Origin of the sequence: Tenacibaculum gallaicum (genome assembly GCF_003387615.1) — a bacterium.
Lineage (GTDB): Bacteria > Bacteroidota > Bacteroidia > Flavobacteriales > Flavobacteriaceae > Polaribacter > Polaribacter gallaicus.
On the sequence record NZ_QUNS01000008.1, the window covers coordinates 24,158 to 46,375 of the forward strand.

Sequence of the window (22,218 nt, forward strand, 5' to 3'; positions counted from 1 at the left end):
ATAACAAAATCAATAATTAAACAAAAAACCTCTCAGTTGTAACTGAGAGGTTTTTTGTTTTATATAAGATGAATTTTACATATTAAATGATAAAATCTCCATTTGTTTTATGTTCGCTATTTTCATAACGCTCTAAACATTTATCTAAAATTTCGTATGCTTCATCTGCATCACCCCAGTCTCCAATATCAACTTTTTTCTTTTCTAAGTCTTTGTATACTTGGAAAAAGTGTGTGATTTCTTTTTGACGGTGTGGGTTTAAGTCAGTGATGTTGTTATATCTGTTCCAAATTGGATCAGATACTGGTACACAAACAATTTTTTCGTCTGGTCCTTTTTCGTCTGCCATATGGAAAACACCAATTGGTTTTACTTCCATAACACACATTGGAAAAGTTGGTTCAGCACCTAAAACTAAAACATCTAAAGGATCTCCGTCTAATGCTAAAGTTTGAGGAATAAATCCATAGTCTCCAGGATACATCATTGATGAGAATAACATTCTATCAAAACGGATTTTTCCTAAATCAAAATCGTATTCGTACTTGTTTCTACTTCCTTTTGGTATTTCAATTAAAACATCAACTGTCTTTCTTTCTTTTGCGGTCATATATTCTAAACTTTTCTTCGTTTTCTAAAATCGGTTTGCAAAAGTAGTGATTTATTAGTTTTTTTAAAGAAAAAATAAAGGTAATTTATGGTTAAATGTATGATTATAAGCCGGGTTTAATACCTATACGGATTGCGAACTTAGGTGTTGGAGCAACAATTGAGCCAGTAGGTGGTGTATAATTACTTCTCCAAATAGCGTCAATCCTTAGAAAACGCAAGTTACCATATCCAATATTTTCTAATCCAACACTGTATTCATAATATAGTTTGTTTGGAGCATTGTAGTTAACGTTAGGTGCTCCACTACTATTAACTAATCCATCGTTTATAGCTCTATTTTGTTGAGAAATGTTTCCGTAAGCAGCTCTAAAAGAAACTAAACTTCTTAGTTTTAATTTTTTTAATAGCGGTATTCTGTTCAAAATATAACCATTAAAATGGTGTTCAAAATGTCCTGCTAAATATTCATCGGCAACAAAATCGTAATAATTAAGTAAAGCAAAAGTGTCTTTAACTAATGAGAATGTTTGGTTGGCAGGAATTGGACTTAATAAGGCAACTGGAACTGTACCAAATGTTTTTCCCGCTTCAAAACTAGCGTCTAAAGTACCAAACTTACTTAGTAAAATTGGTTGACTATATTTGAATTGGATTTTATCATAACTATGGGTTCCATTAAAAGGCCCTTTATAACCTCTTCGGTAGTTTAGTACAAAAGTAGGGAACACGTTTTTTCCAAAACGTCTTTCTACACCTAATCCGTATACAAACCTCCCTGGAGTGAATGAAACATAAATATCGGAAGCAACATCGGTTACTTGTGATTGAACGTTTCCGTTTTCATCTCTATAATTCATAGAGAAATCTTTCTCAGAAGCTGAAGTTATTTTTGAATGAGAAAAATTAAATCCTAAATGTAGGTTTTGTTGAATTTGATAATCGAAGTTCGTAGCTATTTTTTCAATATCTGATAAAAAGAAATTGTCTCCTCTTGAAAATAATGCAGTTGTTCCAAAGCTTCTTCCTAAAAGTTGCGTTGTGTTTAGTAGAGTACTACCCAATTGTTCAATGTCATTTTGGTAAGCAACTCCAACAGCAATTCTAGGTTTGTAAGATAAAAGGTAACGTGCTTCTGCACCATATTTTACACGTTTATCTTTAAAGCCGTAAGCAACATGACCACCTAAACGAAAACGATCGTCTTTAGTTATGAAAGTTCTAAATCCCATTTTGGTTCTAAAACCCTCTACTTGATTGTTGGCAAAAGCAGTCCATAGAGGCCCAATTTGAACACCAATTTTTGTGTTTATATAACCACTAGCTACTGTGTTTATTAATCCTGTTAGGTTTTTTATTTGTTTCTTTTCTTTAACACTTTCAATTAGTTTGTGTGTTTTTTTACTTTCATCGGTTTGAATATTCTCCCAGTATGAATCTTCTTTTTCATATTGATCAGGTCTAATCTTTTCAATAGTTTGTTCGTAAAAATTTTTAGGAAGAGCTTTGTTTAAGACGTAATTCTTAAAAGTAATATCTTTTTTAATCGTTAATCCTTTGTTGCTTTCGTTTTTATCAATGAATGTAAAATCACCTTCATAGGCATTTTTAGTGGGAATGTAAATACTGTCATTTTGTACTTCAAATTCTTTTTCAAAACTAAGTCCTCTTACAAAGTTCAAGTTAATACTTTTATGAACTTTCATTTTTAGTTTTTTGATAGAAAAGTTTTTATCGGCTACCCAAAAATTTCCTTGAAAGGCTAAATCTCCATCTCTTCTTGGGAAGAAATATATGTTGTATAGTTTTTTATTGTTGTTAACAATACTATCGTACAGAACATAGTCATATGTAGAAAATCCATCAGTGGATAAAGGGCTGATGAAGGGTTTTTGAAGCAGTGTTATGTTGTTTTTAAAAACATCAATATTTTGAAAAGTGTTAGCCATTCGGTCAAAAATAAAACCTTGAGCACCTAGTCCTTCAGATTTCTCAGCTTCTATATCTTCTCTAACATTCTTATTTTTATTATCGCCATACACATTGGCAACTTGTTCATTTAAATAAATAGGAATATAGTAGTTTATTCCATCGCTATCATATTTTATTTCTTGAAGGGCTTGTTTGTATTCTTTCTTGAATATTTTTTTCAAAAACAAAGTGTCTAAGTTGTTGAGACCAATTTCTATAGATGTATTTTTCTTATATTGATAGTGGTCAACTAAGTCAAGTCCATTTTTTCGTTTACGCTTCCATATTTCTTTTAAAATTCTATAAGCAGGATTTTCTTTTTTCTTTAAACGTTTTTTAGGTTTGGTAACAATAACGACTTCTGCTAACTCATTACTTTCTTCTTTTAAAACGATGCTTAAAAACTTTGTTTTTTGGCTGACTTTTATGGTTTGGGTTTGAAATCCTACAAAAGATATTTCAAGTACGCCTCTGTATTTATTTGTCTTTAAATAAAACTTACCATTATCATCAGTAGTGGTTCCGTGTGTGGTGTTTTTTAGAATGACATTAACAAAAGGCATTGGAGTATCAAACTCGTCAACTACTTTACCTTGTATTGTTAGTTGTGCGCTTAAAACGCTGGTAGTTAGTAGTAATAGTAGGCTAAGAAGATGTTTCATTATTTTTTTACTACAAAATCCTTTTGACGTGAGTCAAAAGGATTTTAATTTATTTTCAATTTCTTTTTTCTTGAATTATTTGCGGTACATTACCTCTTTTACGGCTGAAACAACATCACTTGCATTTGGTAACCATTCTTCTAATAATACAGGAGAATATGGTGCAGGAGTATCAGCAGTATTAATTCTTTTTATAGGAGCATCTAAGTAGTCAAACGCTTCATCTTGTACTCTAAAAGTTATTTCTGATGAAACATTTCCAAAAGGCCATGCTTCTTCTAAAATAACTAATCTATTTGTTTTTTTAACAGATTTTAAAATAGCTTTATGATCCATTGGACGAACTGTACGTAAATCAATAATTTCAACTGAAATTCCTTCCTTAGCTAATTCGTCTGCAGCTTTGTAAGCTTCTTTGATGATTTTACCAAAAGATACTACTGTTACATCAGTACCTTCTCTTTTAATATCTGCAACTCCAATAGGAATGATATATTCTCCCTCAGGAATTTCCATTTTATCACCATACATTTGTTCAGATTCCATGAAAATTACAGGATCGTCATCGCGAATAGCTGCTTTTAATAAACCTTTTGCGTCGTAAGGATTAGAAGGAACAATTACTTTTAATCCAGGACAGTTAGCATACCAACTTTCAAAAGCTTGTGAGTGTGTTGCTGCTAATTGACCTGCAGAAGCTGTGGGGCCACGGAAAACAATAGGACAGTTAAACTGTCCACCACTCATTTGACGGATTTTCGCAGCATTGTTAATAATTTGGTCAATTCCTACTAATGAGAAATTGAAAGTCATATACTCAACAATAGGGCGGTTACCGTTCATTGCTGATCCTACAGCAATACCACCAAAGCCCAATTCGGCAATAGGAGCATCAATAACGCGTTTATCACCAAACTCGTCTAGCATGCCTTTGCTGGCTTTATATGCACCATTATACTCAGCAACTTCTTCTCCAATTAAGTAAATGCTTTCATCTCTACGCATTTCCTCGGTCATTGCTTCGCAAACGGCTTCTCTAAATTGTACTGTTTTCATACGTTTTATAAGTAGTTGTTTATCAAGAGTGCAAAAATAATAAAAATAGGGGTAATATTGTAGCTTTAAAACCAACAAATGATTATGTAATAATAATATCTTAATTTTGAGGTTGATTAATGTTGAGGAAAAAATTTATTATGCACGCATAGTAAATTAAAAAAAATCCTTAACTTCGTCGCACAAAATTAAGTTTCTTTAAAACAACGATATATGAAAATATTAGTTTGTATCAGTCACGTACCTGATACTACTTCAAAAATCAACTTTACTGATAACGATACAAAGTTTGATACTAACGGGGTTCAATATGTTATAAACCCATACGATGAGTTTAGTTTAACTCGTGCAATGTGGTTTAAAGAAAAGCAAGGAGCAAGTGTAACTGTAGTGAATGTTGGAGGAGCTTCTACAGAGCCTACTTTACGTAAAGCTTTAGCAATTGGTGCAGATGATGCAATTCGTGTAAATGCTGAGCCAACTGACGGATTTATGGTGGCTAAAGAATTAGCCGAGGTTGTAAAAAACGGAGGATATGATTTAGTGTTAGCAGGAAAAGAGTCTGCTGATTATAATGGACAAATGGTTCCTGGAATGTTAGCTTCTTTGTTAGATTTTAACTTTGTTAATGGATGTGTTGGTGTTGAAATAGACGGAACGAATGCTACTTTAAATAGAGAGATTGATGGAGGTGAAGAAAAAGTGTCTTCAACGCTGCCAATGGTAGTTGCAGGCCAAAAAGGAATTGTAGAAGAAAAAGATTTACGTATTCCTAATATGAGAGGTATTATGATGGCGCGTAAAAAGCCATTAAATGTAGTTGAACCTACAGGAGCAACAGCAGCAACAGCTACTCAAAATTTTGAAAAACCAGCACCAAAAGGAGCGGTTAAATTGGTTGATAATGTTGATGATTTAGTTGATTTGTTACATAACGAAGCTAAGGTGATTTAATAGGTTAAATTGTTTTAATAGAGTTCAAAAAATAAAATAAAAATATTTGTTAGTGTTTAAGACTAAGAAACTAACCACTAACGACTAAAAAAATAAATAGATATGTCTGTATTAGTTTTTGCCGATTCATCGGAAGGAAAATTCAAAAAAACAGCTTTTGAGGTTGTTTCATACGGAAAGAAAGTAGCAGAGCAATTAGGAAATGATTTAGTAGTATTAACTATTAATGGAGGAGATGCATCTGAATTATATACTTACGGAGCAGAAAAAGTAGTAGAAGTAAAAAATGATTTAACTTCTTTTAATGCTAAAGGGTATGCTTCAATTATTAAACAAGTAGCAGAAGCAAAAGGAGCAACTACAGTAATTATTGATTCTAGTGTTGATGGATTAACATTAGCACCATTAGTAGCAGTTGCTTTAGAGGCAGGATATGCTTCAAATGCTGTAGCGTTACCAAGCAGTACAAGTCCTTTTGTTGTTAAGAGAAAAGCATTCTCAAATAAAGGATTTAACAACACTGAAGTTTCAACAGATAAAAAAGTAATAGGTGTTGCTAAAAACTCTTACGGAGCACATGAAAATGCAGTAAGTGGTTCTGCTGAAGGTTTTGATGCTACATTACCTGAATTAGGAGTAAAATCTGAAAACATTAATAGAGCAACAGGTAAAGTTACTATTGCTGATGCTGATATTGTTGTTTCTGCAGGAAGAGGTTTAAAAGGACCTGAAAACTGGGGGATGATTGAAGAGTTAGCTGATGTTTTAGGTGCAGCAACTGCATGTTCTAAGCCAGTATCTGATTTAGGATGGCGTCCTCACAGTGAACACGTTGGTCAAACAGGTAAACCAGTAGCTTCTAACTTATATATTGCTATAGGTATTTCTGGAGCAATTCAGCATTTAGCAGGAATTAATGCTTCAAAAGTAAAAGTAGTAATCAATACAGATCCTGAAGCACCTTTCTTTAAGGCTGCTGATTATGGTATTGTTGGGGATGCTTTTGAAGTTGTACCTCAGCTAGTGGAAAAATTAAAAGTTTTTAAACAAGCATAAAATAGTGGTAATTTATTCTTTTTCTAGAAATTAGAGTTCAACTCATAATTTTTAGTAAATTGTGCCCACCTTAGAAGGCTGTCTAAAATTTTAAGCATAAGGCCTAAATTTAGACAGTTTTTTTGTATTTTATGATGATTGATTGTACATGAGTTTAATTAAACTAACTATAAAAGGAATTTCGTATAGCCAAACGCAAAGTGGGGCATATGCTTTAGTGCTGAGTGAAATGGAAGGAACCAGAACACTTCCTATAATCATAGGAGCGTTTGAAGCACAATCAATAGCAATAGCCTTGGAAAAGGAAATTCGTCCGCCAAGACCGCTTACTCACGATTTATTTAAAACGTTTTCTGATAGGTTCTCTATCACTGTTAAGCAAGTAATTATACATAAACTAGTTGATGGTGTATTTTATTCAAGTTTGATTTGCGAACGAGAAGGAGTAGAAGAGGTTATTGATACTAGAACATCAGATGCAATAGCGTTAGCAGTTCGATTTGAAGCTCCAATTTTTACCTATGAAAACATTTTAGATAAGGCAGGTATTTATCTAAAATTAGATGAAGAACTAACAATTGAAGAAGACTTAGAATCAGATGAAGACGAAATCGAGTTTTCAATAGAGGAAGAAGAAGGGGAAGGGAGCTACTCAAACTTATCACTTAAAGAATTACACGAACAACTTAACGATGCTGTAGCCAATGAAAACTACGAGTTGGCAGCTAGAATTCGTGATGAAATCAGCAAACGTTCTTAATTTAAAATATTAAAAATGAAGAAACTATTTACCTTCATAATGCTTTGCGTTACGATGATAACTTTTAGCCAAAGCATTGAAAAAAAGTGGAATTTTTCATCAATTACAACAACAGAAGGAGACTCTATTGTTTCTATAGATCCTACAGACGTTTTTACTTTATCAGAAGGGAACTTTACATACTCATTAGTAGAAAAAGATAGTTTACAAGCTTCAGGAAACTATATTCATCAAAACAACTTATTAATTTTTAACTACAAACAACCTAACGATACAGTTCGTTATTACAATGTGGTTGAGTTAACAGATGAAGTACTAACACTCTCAGAAAAAAATATACTTTATAATTTTACAACAGAACCAATAGTAGTTTTAGTAAAAGGTTCTGAAGAAGTAGTAGAAAGTAAAAATGAAATAATTCCAAGCCAAGGTTTCTCAATGCAAAGTTTATGGAGAGGAGCTTTAGGAATGATAACGTTACTAATTGTTGCTTTTTTATTTAGTGCAAACCGAAGAGGTATTGATTGGAAAACGGTAGGATTAGGATTGGCTTTTCAATTACTAATAGCTATTGGAGTTTTAAAAGTTCCTTTTGTACAAAAAACGTTTGAGTTAGTAGGAGGTTTATTTGTAAGTGTATTAGATTTTACAAGAGCAGGAAGTGAGTTTTTATTCAGCGGTTTAGTAGCTGATATGGATTCTTTTGGATTTATTTTTGCATTTCAAGTATTACCTACAATTATATTTTTCTCAGCACTAACGTCAGTATTGTTTTACCTAGGGCTAATTCAAAAAATAGTAAAAGGGTTGGCTTGGTTACTGTCTAAATTTTTAAAAATTTCTGGAGCTGAGAGTTTATCAGTAGCAGGAAATATTTTCTTAGGTCAAACAGAAGCACCTTTGTTAATTAAGGCGTATTTAGAAAAAATGAACCGTTCTGAAATTCTATTAGTAATGATAGGAGGAATGGCTACTGTAGCAGGAGCAGTTTTAGCGGCTTATATTGGATTTTTAGGAGGGGATGATGAAGTGTTACGTTTACTATATGCAAAACACTTGTTAGCAGCGTCAGTAATGGCAGCGCCAGGAGCAATTATAATTTCAAAAATATTATATCCACAAACCGAAGAAGTAAACACAGATGTACAAGTTTCATCAGAAAAAATAGGTTCAAATATTTTGGACGCTATTGCTAATGGAACAACTGAAGGTTTACAGTTGGCAATGAATGTAGCAGCAATGTTATTAGTATTTATTGCATTCATAGCCATGATAAATGGTATTTTAGGAAGCTTAGGAGGTTTTGATGGAATTGAATATTTCAGTTGGAAGTTTACTTCTTTAAACGAATTGATTGCAGGAGTAACACCTTATGAGTCATTATCATTAGAATTTATTTTAGGATATGCTTTTGCGCCCTTAATGTGGTTAATTGGAGTAGCTAAAGAAGATATGGCATTGATGGGGCAGTTATTAGGTATTAAATTAGCTGCGAGTGAGTTTGTAGGGTATATTCAATTAGCAGAATTAAAGGATGTAGCAAGTGCTACACACTTAACTTATAGTAAGTCAGTAATTATGGCTACTTATATGTTGTGTGGTTTTGCAAATTTTGCTTCTATCGGAATTCAAATTGGAGGAATTGGTTCATTAGCTCCAGGACAACGTAAAAATTTATCTGAATTTGGTATGAAGGCTTTAATTGGAGGTACGATAGCTTCGTTAATGTCGGCAACCATTGCAGGAATGATAATAGGTTAGTATATTTTACAAAGACAATGTTTTTGTTAATTGCTTGTTTTTTAAGGTGATAGTTTTGTTTGTTCACTTTTTTTGATATATTTATACCAATATTAACCCCCAAAATTAAATCTATCATGAAAAAACTGAAAAGTTTAAAAGGAATTAAAACGTTATCAAGAAACGAGCAAAACGAAATTAATGGAGGTCGTTATACCTACTGTAAAGGACCTCGTATGTGTTGTACTAGGTTTGCAAACGGTCAAGAGTTTTGTGACTACGGTTACTGTCAAAGTAATGGAACTTGTGTTTGGGCATAAGTATAGTTGATAACTAATTAATATAATTTTATAAAAGCATCTACAAAAAAGTAGATGCTTTTTGTTTTTGTAATGTTTTTGGTTTAATCATTGTCGCTAAAATGTTCTTTTATTTGCTTGTATAAATAAATCTGATTGGCTTTATTATTACTTATTTGTTCAGTAAAATTAATATAATTGAGGCTAGCTCTTTTGAGCTCTGTTTGTATTTCGTTTTTATTAAGTTTTTTATTTCTAGTCAAATGTAATAAGTAATGAACAGTACGTTTTAATATGTTTTCGGCTTCTTCCATTTGTTCTAGCTCTTTATAAGTATTTGCTAAGTTGTTGCATGAAATAATATATACTTGAATAAAAGGAATTTTTAGACGTATGCACTCTTGAAGGTGATTGTTTAGTACTTCTGCTCTGTATAATGCATTTTTATAGTTGTTCAGGGCTAGTTTATAATTCTTCTTATTGAAAAAATCATTCGCTAAATTAGTTAGTGTTTTCCAATGGTTTTCTACGTTGTTTATGCAAAAATCACTCATGTTATTTTAAATTTGTATTGGCAAAATCCCAGTTTATAATTTCCCAAAAAGCTTCTATAAATTTTGGACGAGCATTTCGATAATCTATATAATACGCATGCTCCCATACATCAAGCGTTAGTATCGGTTTTTTGTCTTTAGTCAAAGGAGTATGAGCCTCTTTCATAGGAATAATTTCCAATTTACCCTCTTTATTTTGCGCTAACCATGTCCAGCCACAACCAAAAAGTTTGGCAGCTGTAGTAGAAAACTGTTCTTTGAAATGTTCGAAACTACCAAAATCTCTTATAATAAGTTCTGCAATTTTACCATAAGGCAATGCTCCACCATTTGGGGATAACGAATTCCAAAAAAAGGTATGATTCCAGTGTTGAGCAGCGTTATTAAACAACGGGAAGTTATTTTCTTTATATCCTTGTAGAATTATTGTTTCAATGTTAGAGTTTTGAAAAGAGGTGTCTTTTATTAAATTTTTAAGATTGTTAACATAAGCCGCATGATGTTTTCCGTAATGATACTCAAAAGTTTCTTCAGAAAGAATAGAGTTAAAAGCGTTTTTGCTGTAAGGTAAATCTGGAAGTTTTAGTGATATTTTCATTGGTTTTTGCTTTTATGTTTTAAAAATTTAATTGCTTTTTTGAGTGATGTTATTTTATGTAGTTCTTGTGTTGCCTTATCCATGTTTGTACGCATTAACCCCGTTTTTTTAATATGCCGTTCTAAGTACTTTTTGTTCTTTTCTAATAGTTTTATAGCATAATTCATAATCGACAACAGTTTTTTGTTTTGCTTACAAAATTAAAAAGTTAGTATAATCTAACAAATTTATTTTGTGTTTAATTTTCAGTTTATCAAGAAAAATAGTTTAATTGTTATATTTGCTGCATGGATTCATTAGTAGAAGAAAATTATCTTAAAGCGTTATTTTACCTCTCTAACGAGAAAAGAGAAGTAAGTGTAAATGAACTTTCTAAACAATTGGATATAAAAATGCCAACAGTAACGAGTATGATGAAAAAGTTGGCAGGAAAAAAATTAGTAAGCTATGAAAAATATAAACCCATTCGTTTAACAGTTTTAGGACAGAATAAAGCTGTTGCTATTATTAGAAAACATCGTTTAACAGAAATGTTTTTGGTAGAAGTTATGAGCTTTGGGTGGGAAGAAGTGCATGATATTGCTGAACAGATTGAACATGTTGATTCTCCTATCTTTTTTAAAAAGATGGATGAAATATTAGGATATCCTTCTTTTGATCCACATGGTTCACCAATTCCTGATGTTAATGGAAAAATACCGGTTAAAACCTACTATAAATTAAGTGAATATAAAGGAGGAGATGTAGTAAAGTTGAAAGCTGTTGCTAACTCCTCTGCTGATTTTTTACGTTTTTTAAATAGTAAAGGTTTATCGTTAGAAACAATAATTGAGGTACTTTTGGTAGAGTCTTTTGATGGAACTATGACTCTTGCTTATAAAGACAAAAAAGAAGAAGTGCTAAGTAAAGTAGTTTGTGATAGATTATTGGTTGAGAAAAATTAGAAAACAGTTGATAACTTATTAATATAATTTTAAAAGCATTTACATTTTTTGTAGATGCTTTTTTATTTTTACGTTGTTAAACAATTCAATAATTTTAACGGTTAAACGCAGAAGGATGAAGCAGTATCATGATTTAGTAAAGCATGTTTTAGATAACGGAAACGAAAAAGGAGATAGAACAGGAACAGGAACAAAAAGTGTTTTTGGATATCAAATGCGATTTGATTTAAGTGAAGGATTTCCTATGGTAACAACTAAGAAGTTACACCTAAAATCAATTATATATGAATTGTTATGGTTTATAAAAGGGGATACTAATATTAAGTACTTACAAGAAAATGGTGTACGCATTTGGAATGAATGGGCTGATGATAATGGAGATTTAGGCCCGGTGTATGGACATCAATGGCGTAACTGGAATAGTGACGAGATAGATCAGTTGAAAGAAGTGATTGAAACGTTAAAAAGCAATCCAAATAGCCGTAGAATGTTAGTGTCTGCATGGAACCCTTCAGTTTTACCAGATACTTCAAAATCGTTTGCAGAAAATGTAGCGAATGGAAAAGCAGCGCTTCCTCCATGTCATGCATTTTTTCAGTTTTATGTAGCAGATGGAAAACTTTCATGCCAATTGTATCAACGTAGTGCAGATATATTTTTAGGAGTTCCTTTTAATATAGCATCGTATGCGTTATTCACTATGATGGTTGCACAAGTTTGCGGTTACGAAGCAGGAGAGTTTGTCCACACATTTGGAGATGCACATATTTATAATAATCACATGGATCAGTTAGAGTTGCAATTATCACGTGAACCTAGACCTCTTCCGAAGATGAAAATTAATCCAGCAATAAAAAATATTGAAGATTTTACTTTTGAAGATTTCGAATTAGTTGGTTACGACCCTCATCCACACATAAAAGGAATTGTAGCGGTATAATTTAACTTTATTTTATACATATTGTTTAGTAGCTTTGTAAGAAACCACCTAAAAAGTTATAAAATGAATACAGACGTTGATGTTTTAAAAGAAGATCTCTACGACAAAATAGCTGAAATTAATGATGAAAATGTATTAAGAGCAATTCATACGTTGGTTGACAATATGAGAAATGAAACTTTTGAAGAAGCTACTACAGAAAAAAGAGATCTTACAGGATATATTAAAGAATGGGTGAAAAACATGTAAGCCACACAAACTAAATTTATGATTACACTCATAGCCGCAATTGCAAAAAATAATGCTTTAGGGAAAGATAATGACTTAATTTGGTATTTACCAGCCGACTTAAAACGTTTTAAAAAAGTTACTACAGGACATGCTATTTTAATGGGACGTAACACTTTTGAAAGTATTGGTAAACCTTTGCCAAACCGTACATCAATAATTATTACCCGAAATAATAACTACTTTGTAAACGGATGCTTAATAGCTAATAGTATTGAGCAGGCTATTGAGTTAACTGAAGAAAAGGATGCATTTATCATTGGGGGAGCACAAATTTATAAGGAAGCTTTGGAGCAAAACTTAGTTGATAGGCTAGATATTACTGTTTTACATCACGAGTTTGAAGCAGACGCTTTTTTTCCTGAAATTGATAAAACTATATGGAAAGAAGTAGCTCGAGAAGATTTTAAAGCAGACGAGAAAAATAAATACGACTATAGTTTCGTTTCTTATGAGAAACATTAATTATTGTCATTCTGAATTTATTTCAGAATCTCATCATTATACTTAGAAAGACCAAAATGTCAATAGAACTTACTTCAATAACAAAAACATACGGAGCACAAAAAGCAGTTAATAATATTTCTTTTTCAGCACAAAAAGGAGAAATAGTAGGTTTTTTAGGTCCAAATGGAGCAGGGAAATCTACAACAATGAAAATCTTAACGGGGTTTATTCAACCTTCAGAAGGAACTGTATTGGTGAGTGGAATTGATGTAATAACAAATCCTATTGAAGCACAAAAAAAAATAGGTTATTTACCAGAACATAATCCGTTGTATTTAGATATGTATGTGCGAGAATATTTACAGTTTCAAGGATCTTTACATAAGACAAAAAAGTCTAAGATAAATGAAATTATTGAAAAAATAGGACTAACGGTTGAGGCACATAAAAAAATCAATCAATTATCAAAAGGATACCGTCAACGAGTAGGTTTAGCAGCCGCTATTTTACACAATCCTGAAGTCTTAATTCTAGATGAACCAACAACAGGATTAGACCCAAATCAATTAGTTGAAATACGTCAATTAATAAAAGAACTAGGAAAAGATAAAACAGTGTTGTTGTCAACACACATTATGCAAGAAGTAGAAGCAATGTGTGACCGAGTTATAATTATTGACAAAGGTGAAATAGTAATTAATAAACCTATTTCAGAGCTTAAAACGGATAATGAGCAAGTAATTAAAGTAACGTTTGATTATAAATTAGAAGAGCAATTTATCAAACGCTTACCTAACATAGCATCTTATAAAAACACCTTAGAAAACAACTGGACACTCGTTTTTAATTCAGAAGAAGATATGCGTCCGGTAATTTTTGATTTTGCACAAGAAAACGGTTTGAAAATACTTGGATTAAATGCAGAAAACAAAAACTTAGAAAGCCTATTTAGGGAGTTAACTCAATAAAAATTGATAGAAAAAGAAAAACTAAATAAACAAGTATAAGCTCTTTAATAATAATTATAGAATAAAAACCTCTTTACATACTGTGCGTAAAGAGGTTTTTGTTTGGTTTTCGTTAAATTTAAAACTTCCTATTTAAAAAAGTAAGGGTGATTTCCCCCTTTTTAACACCTGTAATTCTATTTAAAAATTTTTAGGAGAAACTACTTTTATAAAAGAGCTTTTCATTGCGGTTACTCTTCGTAAGAGAGGTTAATTTTACAATGTCTGATTGCTAACCCTTCAATCTACAAGCAAAAACTAACCAAACTTACTATCAAATGATTTTTGAAATATTACAAATCATTACCGAGGAATTAAACACCTATTTCGACGAAAAATCCGTAGACTTATCAAATATAGCTATGGCTGAAGGAGATGGGAATTCTCCAGGAAATAACCCAGATATTTCATTAACATTAATTAATACACAAGAAGAGTTTGCACTAAAAAACACTTCTAACAATCGTGTAGAAGGAACTTCAGTTAGTTATAGAAATCCAAAAGTGTACCTAAACTTATATGTCTTATTTAGTGTAGATAAATCTAGTTATGCTGAATCTTTAAAGAGTTTAACAAAAATATTAGCCTTTTTTCAAGGGAAAAAAGTATTCACTCATCAAAACACTGACTTTGAAGGGATAGATGGATTAGGAGACTTAAAGACTTTTAAGTTTATTACACAATTATATACGCCTTCGTTTGAGGAATTGAATTATATATGGGGAACCTTAGGAGGTAAACAATATCCATCTGTACTTTATAAAATAACATTACTAGAAATAGAAAGGGACATCGTAACTAAAGAAGGAACAGTAATCTCTGGTATTGAACAACAATCAATAATTAAAAATTAAAAGGTTATGTATAAAACATTGTTCAATATCAATATATATCACGCATACTTTCTAAATGAAGGAGAACGAACTTTTTTCGAGTTAAATGGAGGGAATAATGGGGCAATACCCCTTACAGATGAAGAAAAAAAACGTTTAGAAGAACAATATGATATTAGCAATTTTTTATCAATTCAGCCTACAAAAGAGACCAAAAAAAGTTTAAAAAACCATAGACTATTACTTAGAAACCATAAAAAAGGAATTCGAATAGTATCAGAAACTTTAGAAGTAATTGCAGAAGAAGGAAACCAAGAGGTAAAAAGATATAGTCCAATTATTACATTATCTGATTCGCTAACGTTAACTTTTTACTTAAAAGTAGATCATCCTTATTTTGAAAACTTTTCTAACATAATTGAAAAAAAAGAACAGCAACTATATTACTTATCAAACAAAAGCTCTTCAGCAATCAATTTATTTGAAACAATTTCAGAAATAAAAAAATGGAGTTCATTTTTGATTTCAGATAATGAAACAAGAAAGCTATTACATCAACTTGAAAGTGAAAAGGAGTTAGATACAGTTACACCAAACTTAGTAACCATAGCAAACATCGAAGCTTTAGAATTAGATGTTATAGAGTCTAAAATAACCAATGCTATTCCTTTAAATGAAGAAGAACAAAAGGTGATAGATACTATCAATTCTTTTGTGAAAAGAATTAAAAATAGCGGGGTAATAGGTATTGTTCAAATCCAGATATCAGGAGATAACAACACAAACCTAACAGAAGAAGTACTAGTTAAGAATGAGCAAACACAATTGTTTGATGTACCAAAACAATGTTTGTTAAAGGAATTTCCTCAGTTTGCTATTTGTATTGAAAATAGATCCACTTTTTGGCGTTACACAAAAAGAAGTGAAAACCTCGTAATGACTACATCAGAAGAAAAACCTTTGACACTTAATGGACGTGTAGAGATAGATAAACAAGATGTCTCACCACAACCACAAAATGATTATTATTTCCCTAATCCCACTCCAGAAAGTATTAAGAAAGAGTCGCAAGATTATTATTCGGAAGTATTTATATAAATAAAAATTAAAATTTAAAACAAGTAATTATGTCAGCGTACAAAACACCAGGAGTCTACGTAGAGGAAATTGTAAAGTTTCCGCCTTCGGTAGCTCAAGTAGAAACAGCAATTCCAGCTTTTATTGGTTATACCGAGAAAGCTAAAAAGAAAGAGGATAATGATTTATTGTTAGAACCTAAGAGAATTACTTCAATGTTGGAATATGAAACATATTTTGGCTTTTCTGAAAAAGAAACAACGATTGGAATTAATGTAACAAATGCCAATCAAGCAAACGAAGAAGTTTTAGTAACACAACCAAGTAATCCATCTCCTTTTAAAATGTATTATAATATGCAAATGTACTTTGCAAATGGAGGAGGACCATGTTATGTAACTTCAGTAGGAACTTATACTTCAGCAAGAACCAATAATAATACGAATCCCGTACTTCTTGAAGAGGTAGGAAATAATGGATTTAAAGGGTTAAAAGAAGGTTTAGAAGCAATAGAATATATAGACGAAGTAACCTTGCTTGTGTTTTCTGATGCAACTTCACTAACATCAGACACAGATTTTTATAGTTTATATTCATTAGCGCTTACTCAGTGTAATAAACTACAAGACCGTTTTGCAATTATTGATACCTATTCAGATAAAGAATATGATGATGGAGGAGGAGATGTAGATCCGGTAGAAGCTCTTAGAAGTAAACTTTCTTTAGGAAAAGATTATTTAAAATATGGAGCAGCATATTTTCCGTATTTAAATACAATTTTAGATTTTTCTTACGATGAAGATAGTATTGATATCCAAGGGTTAGAAGAAAGCTTGTCAGTACAAGCGGATAATGTAATCGATGGAATAAATTTAACAGAACTAGATGGGTTATTGACTGTATTAGTTGATACAAAAAATGCTATTGATGGGGCAGGTAATGAAGTAGCATTAACGTTTAAAAATGATGCAATTTCTAGCGTTAAGAACATTATTAGCTATTTAGAAGACATTACTACATCAATTAATGACTTGGTTTCTGAAGCGGAAGACTCAGGAGAAGCCTCTTTAACAGCACCAAGTACAAGTATGACAACTTGGATGGACAGTAATCTAGAAGCTATTCTAGCCGACTTACACGGTAAAGTATTTAAACTACAACAAGATGATACCGAAGGAAAATTAATAGGAAGTTTAACTTCTAATGCGACAAATGTTTTTGGATTATTAGATATTACTGATGAGGTAGATATGACTAATAACGGAATTTATACAAGTTTGGAAGATCAAACAACAACAAATGAGTTATTTGCTTTAAAAGGAGCAATAGATGGTTTAGGAGGTGTTACGACATTACCTTCATTGTCTGATTTAAAAGTTGATAACAACGCGTTGTATAACAAAATAAAATCAGAAATAGGGTTGTTGCCTGTTAAACTAGCGCCAAGTGCAACAATGGCAGGGATTTATGCTAAAGTAGATTCAGATAGAGGGGTATGGAAAGCACCAGCGAATGTTGGGTTAAATTATGTATATGCTCCATCTGTTAATATATCGCATGATGCACAAAAAGATTTAAATGTAGATACAGTAGCAGGAAAATCAATCAATGCTATTAGATCATTCGTTGGAAAAGGAAACTTAGTTTGGGGAGCAAGAACCCTTGCAGGAAATGATAACGAGTGGAGATATGTATCAGTAAGACGTTTCTTCAATATGGCAGAAGAATCAATTAAAAAAGCCTCTGAACAATTTGTTTTTGAACCTAATGATAAAAATACTTGGGTACGTGTAAAAGCAATGATTGATAATTTCTTAACACAACAATGGAGAGCTGGAGCACTTGCAGGGCCTACGCCAGAAAAAGCGTTTTATGTAAGTGTTGGTTTAGGAGAAACTATGACAGCTCAAGATGTTTTAGAAGGGAATATGATAATAGAAATTGGTATGGCAGTAGTACGTCCAGCTGAATTTATCATCCTTAAATTCTCTCACAAAATGCAAGAAGCATAAGTAAATTAACTAACCAAAAATTATAAATAAAAAAATAAAGAGTCATGGCAGAGTCATATCCAATGCCAAAGTTTTCCTTTGAGGTAACCTTTGGAGACACGAAATTTAATTGTACAGAAGTATCAGGGTTAAGTTTCGATAATAAAGTAATAGAATATCGTGGAGGAGCAGATAAAGAATATCACAAATCAAAACAACCTGGGTTGTTCGAGTATAGTAATATTACTATGAAGCGAGGAACCTTTGTAGATGAAAGCAAGCAATTTTATAAGCAATGGGCTAAAACTGTTTATTTCCAAGAAGGAGGAGAGCAGTTTAGAGGAGATTTAACCATTAAATTATTAGATGAAAATGGAGACCCAGCAGTAGTATGGGAAGCTCAGAATGCATACATCACTAAAGTACAGCCTACAGATTTAAAAGCTGATGGTAATGAAATAGCTATCGAAACTGCTGAGTGGGCTATTGAGAAATTAAAAATGTCATCGTAATGAACTATCATCCGCCAGTAGGTTTTAGTTTTAAAGTAGAGTTTGAAGATATTTCAACTTCACAAGGAGACAATTCATTTCAATCAGTTTCAGGTCTTTCAGTAGACCTTGAAACTGAAGAAATAACCGAAGGAGGAGAAAATAGGTTCAAGCATACAATACCTGTACGTTCTAAATATCCAAATTTAGTATTAAAAAGAGGAATGCTTGTGGATTCGGAAGTGATTAAGTGGTGTAAAGACGCTCTAGGAAACTTCGAAATACAACCTGTAAATATCAATGTAATGTTATTGGGTGAAGATGAGCAAACCATACAAACTTGGAATGTAAAGCATGCATACCCTGTAAAATGGAATGTAGGTGATTTTAATGCTGAAGAAAGCAAACTAGTTATTGAAACACTTGAATTAAGCTACAATTATTTTAAAATAGTATAAAATGCCTATTACTATCAAAGAGTTACATATTAAGATTAATGTGGATGAAAAATCAGTATCACAAGGAAAAATGAGTGGATCAAAAAATGGAAATACTGCAGCTATTGTTACAGCCTGTGTTGAAGAAGTAATGGACATTTTGGAAAGACAAAAACAACGATAATGAGTCAAGGAGAGTTAAAAAAACTAGTCATAAAAGCGTATAAGGATATAGGCTTTACCGATGAGGTTGCAGATGGAGAGTTTACAACATTAGTAAACCCAGAAAAATATATGATTGCCTATAAACCTGAGTATGATGAAGAACAAGGGCAAGGTACAAGCGCAACACAGCCGAGTTTTACGAGAATTGCTCCACAAGAACTAGACTTAGATTTATTATTTGACAGTAGTGGAGTCATAGATGGTAACCCAGATTTAAAAGATGGGATTATTGATAAAATAGAGGCATTTAAAAAAATCGTATTCGATTATAGCGGAGAAGAACACAAACCTTATTATTTAATGATTAAATGGGGAGCTTTACTCTTTAAAGGCTCTTTAGTTGACCTTTCCATTGAATATAGATTGTTTGCACCAGACGGAACCCCTTTACGCGCTAATGCGAAATTAAAAGTAAAAGGAACTGTTGATGATGATTTACGAGTAGCAAGAGAAAACAACCAATCGCCAGACTTAACACACTATCGTAAAGTAAAATCAGGAGACACCTTACCGCTAATGTGTCATCGTATTTATGGAGACTCCAAGTATTATTTAGAAGTAGCTCGGGTTAATAAAATAATGCAGTTTAGAAAATTACAACCAGGACAAGAATTTTTTTTTCCACCCTTACAAAAATTCGCATAAATGAATAACACAGGAACCATACAAACTTCAAAAAGTGCCGATTTAGTCACCTTTAAAATCTTAATTGAAGGAGAAGAACTCTCAAAACAATACGAGGTAAAAAATATAACTGTAGCTAAAGAAGTAAATAAAATACCTACAGCTCAGCTAGTTTTACTAGATGGAGATGCTTCTCAAAGAGATTTTAAGTTAAGTAACGAAGAGTTGTTAATTCCAGGAAAAGAAATTGAGATTACTTCAGGGTACCATTCAGATGAAGAAACCATTTTCAAAGGAATTGTTATTAAGCATAATCTAAGAATTAGAGGAAACTCAGCACAATTAATAGTTGAGTGTAAAGACGAAGCGGTGAAAATGACGGTAGGTAGAAAAAGCAAGTATTTCTATGAAAGTACCGATAGCGACATTTTTGAAGAAATTATAGGGAATTATAGCTTGTCTAAAGAGGTAGAAGCTACCAATTATAATCATGCAGAATTAGTACAATACAATGCGTCAGATTGGGATTTTGTAGTTTCAAGAGCCCAAGCAAATGGGAAATTGTGTTTTGTTGATGATGGAACCATTACCATAGCGAAACCGAATGTGAGTCAATCAGAAATTGAAACTGTAACCTTCGGAGGTTCCTTATTAGATTTTGATGCAGAAATAGATGCACGTCATCAAGTTAAAAAAGTAGCAGCTTATAGTTGGAATCATGCCGACCAAGAAGTAGTCGAAATTGAAGGAAAAGACCCAAATGTAAGTTTAAACGGAAACTTATCGGTTTCAGACTTAAACAAAACCATAGGCTTAGAAAGTATGGAGTTACGACACGGAGGTGTTGTTACGGATACTGAATTACAAGACTGGGCAGATGCCAAATGGTTATTTCAACAATTAGCGAAAGTAAGAGGACGTGTAAAGTTTCAAGGAATTCCGTCAGTGAAACCAAACACTATTTTAAAACTAGAAGGTGTAGGAGATCGATTCAACGGAAATGTATATGTAACAGGAGTTCAACATGTAATTTCAGAAGGAAATTGGGTGGTCAATGCACAGTTTGGATTATCAACAGAATGGTTTTCAGAAACTTTTGAAATCTCAGCAAAACCAGCATCAGGATTATTACCAGCCATTCAAGGCCTACAAGTAGGGATAGTTTCTCAATTAGAAGAAGATCCTGACGGAGAAGACAGGATTCTAGTACAAATTCCAATTGTAAATAATGAAGAAGAAGGTATTTGGTGTAGAGTAGCTTCACCAGACGCAGGAGATAGTAGAGGTATTTTCTTTCGTCCAGAAATAGGAGACGAAGTTATTGTAGGATTTATCAATGAAGACCCTAACGATGCCATTGTTTTAGGTATGTTGCATAGTAGCGCAAAACCTTCACCGATTACTGCAACAGACGACAATCATGAAAAAGGAATCATTACAAGAAGTGAGATGAAAGTGTTGTTTGATGATGATAAAAAAATAATCACGATTGAAACACCTGCAGGGAAAATTATTTCGCTGGATGAAGATGAAGGAGCCATAACGATTGAAGATGATAATTCTAATGTAATTACGATAAACAGCGACGGAATATCAATGGAAAGTGCAGGAGATATCTCATTAAAAGCATCAGGAGATGTAAACATTGAAGGAACCAATGTGAGTATAGCAGCAAATGCAGAATTTAAAGCAGAAGGCAGTGCTGGAGCGGAAGTTTCAACAAGTGCTATAGCTGTTTTAAAAGGTTCATTAGTTCAAATAAATTAATCTTTAGGAGACAGGAGACAGGAGACAGGAGACAGGAGACAGGAGACAGGAGACAGGAGACAGGAGACAGGAGACAGGAGACAAAAAGAAAACGTCATTCCGAGAAGGTACGACGAAGGAATTTTTTAAAAGGAGGTTACTTTATGCTATTCTTAATGACAATCAAAAAAACAAAAAAATGGGAAATCCAGCAGCAAGAATAACAGATATGCATGTATGCCCGATGGTTACAGGGGTTGTACCTCACGTTGGAGGGCCAATTTTACCCGCAGGAGAGCCTACAGTATTAATTGGAGGTTTGCCAGCTGCGAGGGTGGGAGATATGGCAACTTGTACAGGACCACCAGATAGTATAGTAGCTGGTTCAGGAACAGTATTAATCGGCGGAATGCCAGCAGCAAGAATGGGAGATAGTACCTCACATGGAGGAACTATTGTACTAGGAGAGGCAAGAGTTTTAATAGGATAACAATGGAAAATAAAAAAGCATTTTTAGGAATAGGTTGGGATTTTCCACCAGAGTTTTCAAAAGATTTAAGTGAAGTGGTTATGATTTCTGAAGAAGAAGACATTAAAAGTAGCTTAGAAATACTGTTAACTACTCGATTAGGAGAACGCGTAATGCTGCCTAATTATGGTTGTAATTTACAAGAACTTCTTTTTGAAAAACTGGATAGAACACTAATTACTTACGCTAAAGAATTAATAGAAACAGCAATTTTATATCACGAGCCAAGAATCGATGTGATTCATATTGATGTTTCTGAAACAGATCCTTTAGAAGGAATGTTAGTGATAAAAATAGAATACAGAGTTAGAGCTACCAATAGTAGAACGAATGTTGTTTTCCCTTTCTATAAAGGAGAAGGAACCGATATAAATTAAGAT

25 protein-coding genes are annotated in these 22,218 nt (G+C 32.6%); 20 read left to right on the plus strand and 5 right to left on the minus strand.

Annotated features, from left to right (window positions below; translation table 11 throughout):
• Positions 1-82: 82 nt before the first annotated feature.
• The 3 genes from C7448_RS13045 to C7448_RS13055 form a co-directional block, all read right to left on the minus strand.
• On the minus strand, positions 83-610 hold the full coding sequence (locus tag C7448_RS13045) for an inorganic diphosphatase (protein WP_115901828.1): 528 nt from the start codon (positions 608-610) through the stop codon (positions 83-85).
• A 103-nt stretch (positions 611-713) separates the two neighbouring features.
• Positions 714-3,242, minus strand: a complete 2,529-nt coding sequence (locus tag C7448_RS13050) for a DUF5686 family protein (protein WP_115901829.1) — start codon at positions 3,240-3,242, stop codon at positions 714-716.
• A 75-nt stretch (positions 3,243-3,317) separates the two neighbouring features.
• Complete coding sequence (locus C7448_RS13055; RefSeq protein ID WP_115901830.1) at positions 3,318-4,298, minus strand: pyruvate dehydrogenase complex E1 component subunit beta; 981 nt, start codon at positions 4,296-4,298, stop codon at positions 3,318-3,320.
• A 213-nt stretch (positions 4,299-4,511) separates the two neighbouring features.
• Between C7448_RS13055 and C7448_RS13060 the strand changes: the two genes are divergently transcribed.
• From C7448_RS13060 to C7448_RS13080, 5 genes are all read left to right on the plus strand, one after another.
• On the plus strand, positions 4,512-5,252 hold the full coding sequence (locus C7448_RS13060; protein ID WP_115901831.1) for an electron transfer flavoprotein subunit beta/FixA family protein: 741 nt from the start codon (positions 4,512-4,514) through the stop codon (positions 5,250-5,252).
• A gap of 102 nt (positions 5,253-5,354) precedes the next feature.
• Positions 5,355-6,308: an electron transfer flavoprotein subunit alpha/FixB family protein gene (locus tag C7448_RS13065; RefSeq protein ID WP_115901832.1), complete on the plus strand. Its 954-nt coding sequence runs from the start codon at positions 5,355-5,357 to the stop codon at positions 6,306-6,308.
• 148 nt (positions 6,309-6,456) lie between these two features.
• Positions 6,457-7,068, plus strand: a complete 612-nt coding sequence (locus C7448_RS13070; protein ID WP_115901833.1) for a bifunctional nuclease family protein — start codon at positions 6,457-6,459, stop codon at positions 7,066-7,068.
• A gap of 15 nt (positions 7,069-7,083) precedes the next feature.
• Complete coding sequence (locus C7448_RS13075; RefSeq protein WP_115901834.1) at positions 7,084-8,829, plus strand: NupC/NupG family nucleoside CNT transporter; 1,746 nt, start codon at positions 7,084-7,086, stop codon at positions 8,827-8,829.
• Positions 8,830-8,945: 116 nt separating this feature from the next.
• Positions 8,946-9,128: a hypothetical protein gene (locus tag C7448_RS13080; protein ID WP_115901835.1), complete on the plus strand. Its 183-nt coding sequence runs from the start codon at positions 8,946-8,948 to the stop codon at positions 9,126-9,128.
• 83 nt (positions 9,129-9,211) lie between these two features.
• Here the strand turns inward: C7448_RS13080 and C7448_RS13085 are convergent, their stop codons facing one another.
• The gene (locus tag C7448_RS13085; protein WP_115901836.1) at positions 9,212-9,661 is read right to left on the minus strand and encodes a tetratricopeptide repeat protein; all 450 of its coding nucleotides are present in this window, start codon (positions 9,659-9,661) and stop codon (positions 9,212-9,214) included.
• A gap of 1 nt (position 9,662) precedes the next feature.
• On the minus strand, positions 9,663-10,259 hold the full coding sequence (locus tag C7448_RS13090; RefSeq protein WP_115901837.1) for a superoxide dismutase: 597 nt from the start codon (positions 10,257-10,259) through the stop codon (positions 9,663-9,665).
• 287 nt (positions 10,260-10,546) lie between these two features.
• On the opposite strand from C7448_RS13090, the gene C7448_RS13095 reads away from it, so the two are divergent.
• The 15 genes from C7448_RS13095 to C7448_RS13160 all read left to right on the plus strand — a co-directional run bounded on the left by C7448_RS13095 (position 10,547) and on the right by C7448_RS13160 (position 22,215).
• Positions 10,547-11,203 (plus strand): metal-dependent transcriptional regulator, encoded by a 657-nt coding sequence (locus tag C7448_RS13095; RefSeq protein WP_115901838.1) that lies wholly within the window; start codon positions 10,547-10,549, stop codon positions 11,201-11,203.
• A gap of 115 nt (positions 11,204-11,318) precedes the next feature.
• Positions 11,319-12,143: a thymidylate synthase gene (locus C7448_RS13100; protein WP_115901839.1), complete on the plus strand. Its 825-nt coding sequence runs from the start codon at positions 11,319-11,321 to the stop codon at positions 12,141-12,143.
• A 63-nt stretch (positions 12,144-12,206) separates the two neighbouring features.
• Positions 12,207-12,392: a hypothetical protein gene (locus C7448_RS13105; protein ID WP_115901840.1), complete on the plus strand. Its 186-nt coding sequence runs from the start codon at positions 12,207-12,209 to the stop codon at positions 12,390-12,392.
• A gap of 18 nt (positions 12,393-12,410) precedes the next feature.
• Positions 12,411-12,896: a dihydrofolate reductase gene (locus tag C7448_RS13110; RefSeq protein WP_115901841.1), complete on the plus strand. Its 486-nt coding sequence runs from the start codon at positions 12,411-12,413 to the stop codon at positions 12,894-12,896.
• A 56-nt stretch (positions 12,897-12,952) separates the two neighbouring features.
• Positions 12,953-13,846: a gliding motility-associated ABC transporter ATP-binding subunit GldA gene (gene gldA, locus C7448_RS13115; protein WP_115901842.1), complete on the plus strand. Its 894-nt coding sequence runs from the start codon at positions 12,953-12,955 to the stop codon at positions 13,844-13,846.
• A gap of 317 nt (positions 13,847-14,163) precedes the next feature.
• Positions 14,164-14,739, plus strand: coding sequence for a DUF4255 domain-containing protein (locus tag C7448_RS13120; RefSeq protein ID WP_115901843.1), 576 nt, complete (start codon positions 14,164-14,166; stop codon positions 14,737-14,739).
• Positions 14,740-14,745: 6 nt separating this feature from the next.
• Positions 14,746-15,816: a hypothetical protein gene (locus C7448_RS13125; protein WP_115901844.1), complete on the plus strand. Its 1,071-nt coding sequence runs from the start codon at positions 14,746-14,748 to the stop codon at positions 15,814-15,816.
• A 29-nt stretch (positions 15,817-15,845) separates the two neighbouring features.
• A complete protein-coding gene (locus C7448_RS13130) occupies positions 15,846-17,807 on the plus strand; it encodes a phage tail sheath family protein (RefSeq protein WP_245939481.1) in 1,962 nt (653 codons plus the stop codon).
• 44 nt (positions 17,808-17,851) lie between these two features.
• On the plus strand, positions 17,852-18,298 hold the full coding sequence (locus C7448_RS13135) for a phage tail protein (protein WP_115901846.1): 447 nt from the start codon (positions 17,852-17,854) through the stop codon (positions 18,296-18,298).
• Positions 18,298-18,735, plus strand: a complete 438-nt coding sequence (locus C7448_RS13140; RefSeq protein WP_115901847.1) for a phage tail protein — start codon at positions 18,298-18,300, stop codon at positions 18,733-18,735. The genes C7448_RS13135 and C7448_RS13140 overlap by 1 nt, the downstream gene beginning before the upstream one ends.
• A gap of 1 nt (position 18,736) precedes the next feature.
• A complete protein-coding gene (locus C7448_RS15875; protein ID WP_170137042.1) occupies positions 18,737-18,898 on the plus strand; it encodes a DUF5908 family protein in 162 nt (53 codons plus the stop codon).
• Entirely contained in the window at positions 18,898-19,584 is a 687-nt protein-coding gene (locus C7448_RS13145; RefSeq protein ID WP_115901848.1) for a CIS tube protein, read from the plus strand. The genes C7448_RS15875 and C7448_RS13145 overlap by 1 nt, the downstream gene beginning before the upstream one ends.
• Positions 19,585-21,330 carry a type VI secretion system tip protein VgrG gene (vgrG, locus tag C7448_RS13150; protein ID WP_115901849.1) on the plus strand — a complete coding sequence of 582 codons (1,746 nt, stop codon included), beginning with the start codon at positions 19,585-19,587 and terminating at the stop codon, positions 21,328-21,330. It begins immediately after the preceding gene.
• A 178-nt stretch (positions 21,331-21,508) separates the two neighbouring features.
• On the plus strand, positions 21,509-21,799 hold the full coding sequence (locus C7448_RS13155) for a PAAR domain-containing protein (RefSeq protein ID WP_115901850.1): 291 nt from the start codon (positions 21,509-21,511) through the stop codon (positions 21,797-21,799).
• A 2-nt stretch (positions 21,800-21,801) separates the two neighbouring features.
• Positions 21,802-22,215 carry a GPW/gp25 family protein gene (locus tag C7448_RS13160; protein ID WP_115901851.1) on the plus strand — a complete coding sequence of 138 codons (414 nt, stop codon included), beginning with the start codon at positions 21,802-21,804 and terminating at the stop codon, positions 22,213-22,215.
• Positions 22,216-22,218: the final 3 nt, after the last annotated feature.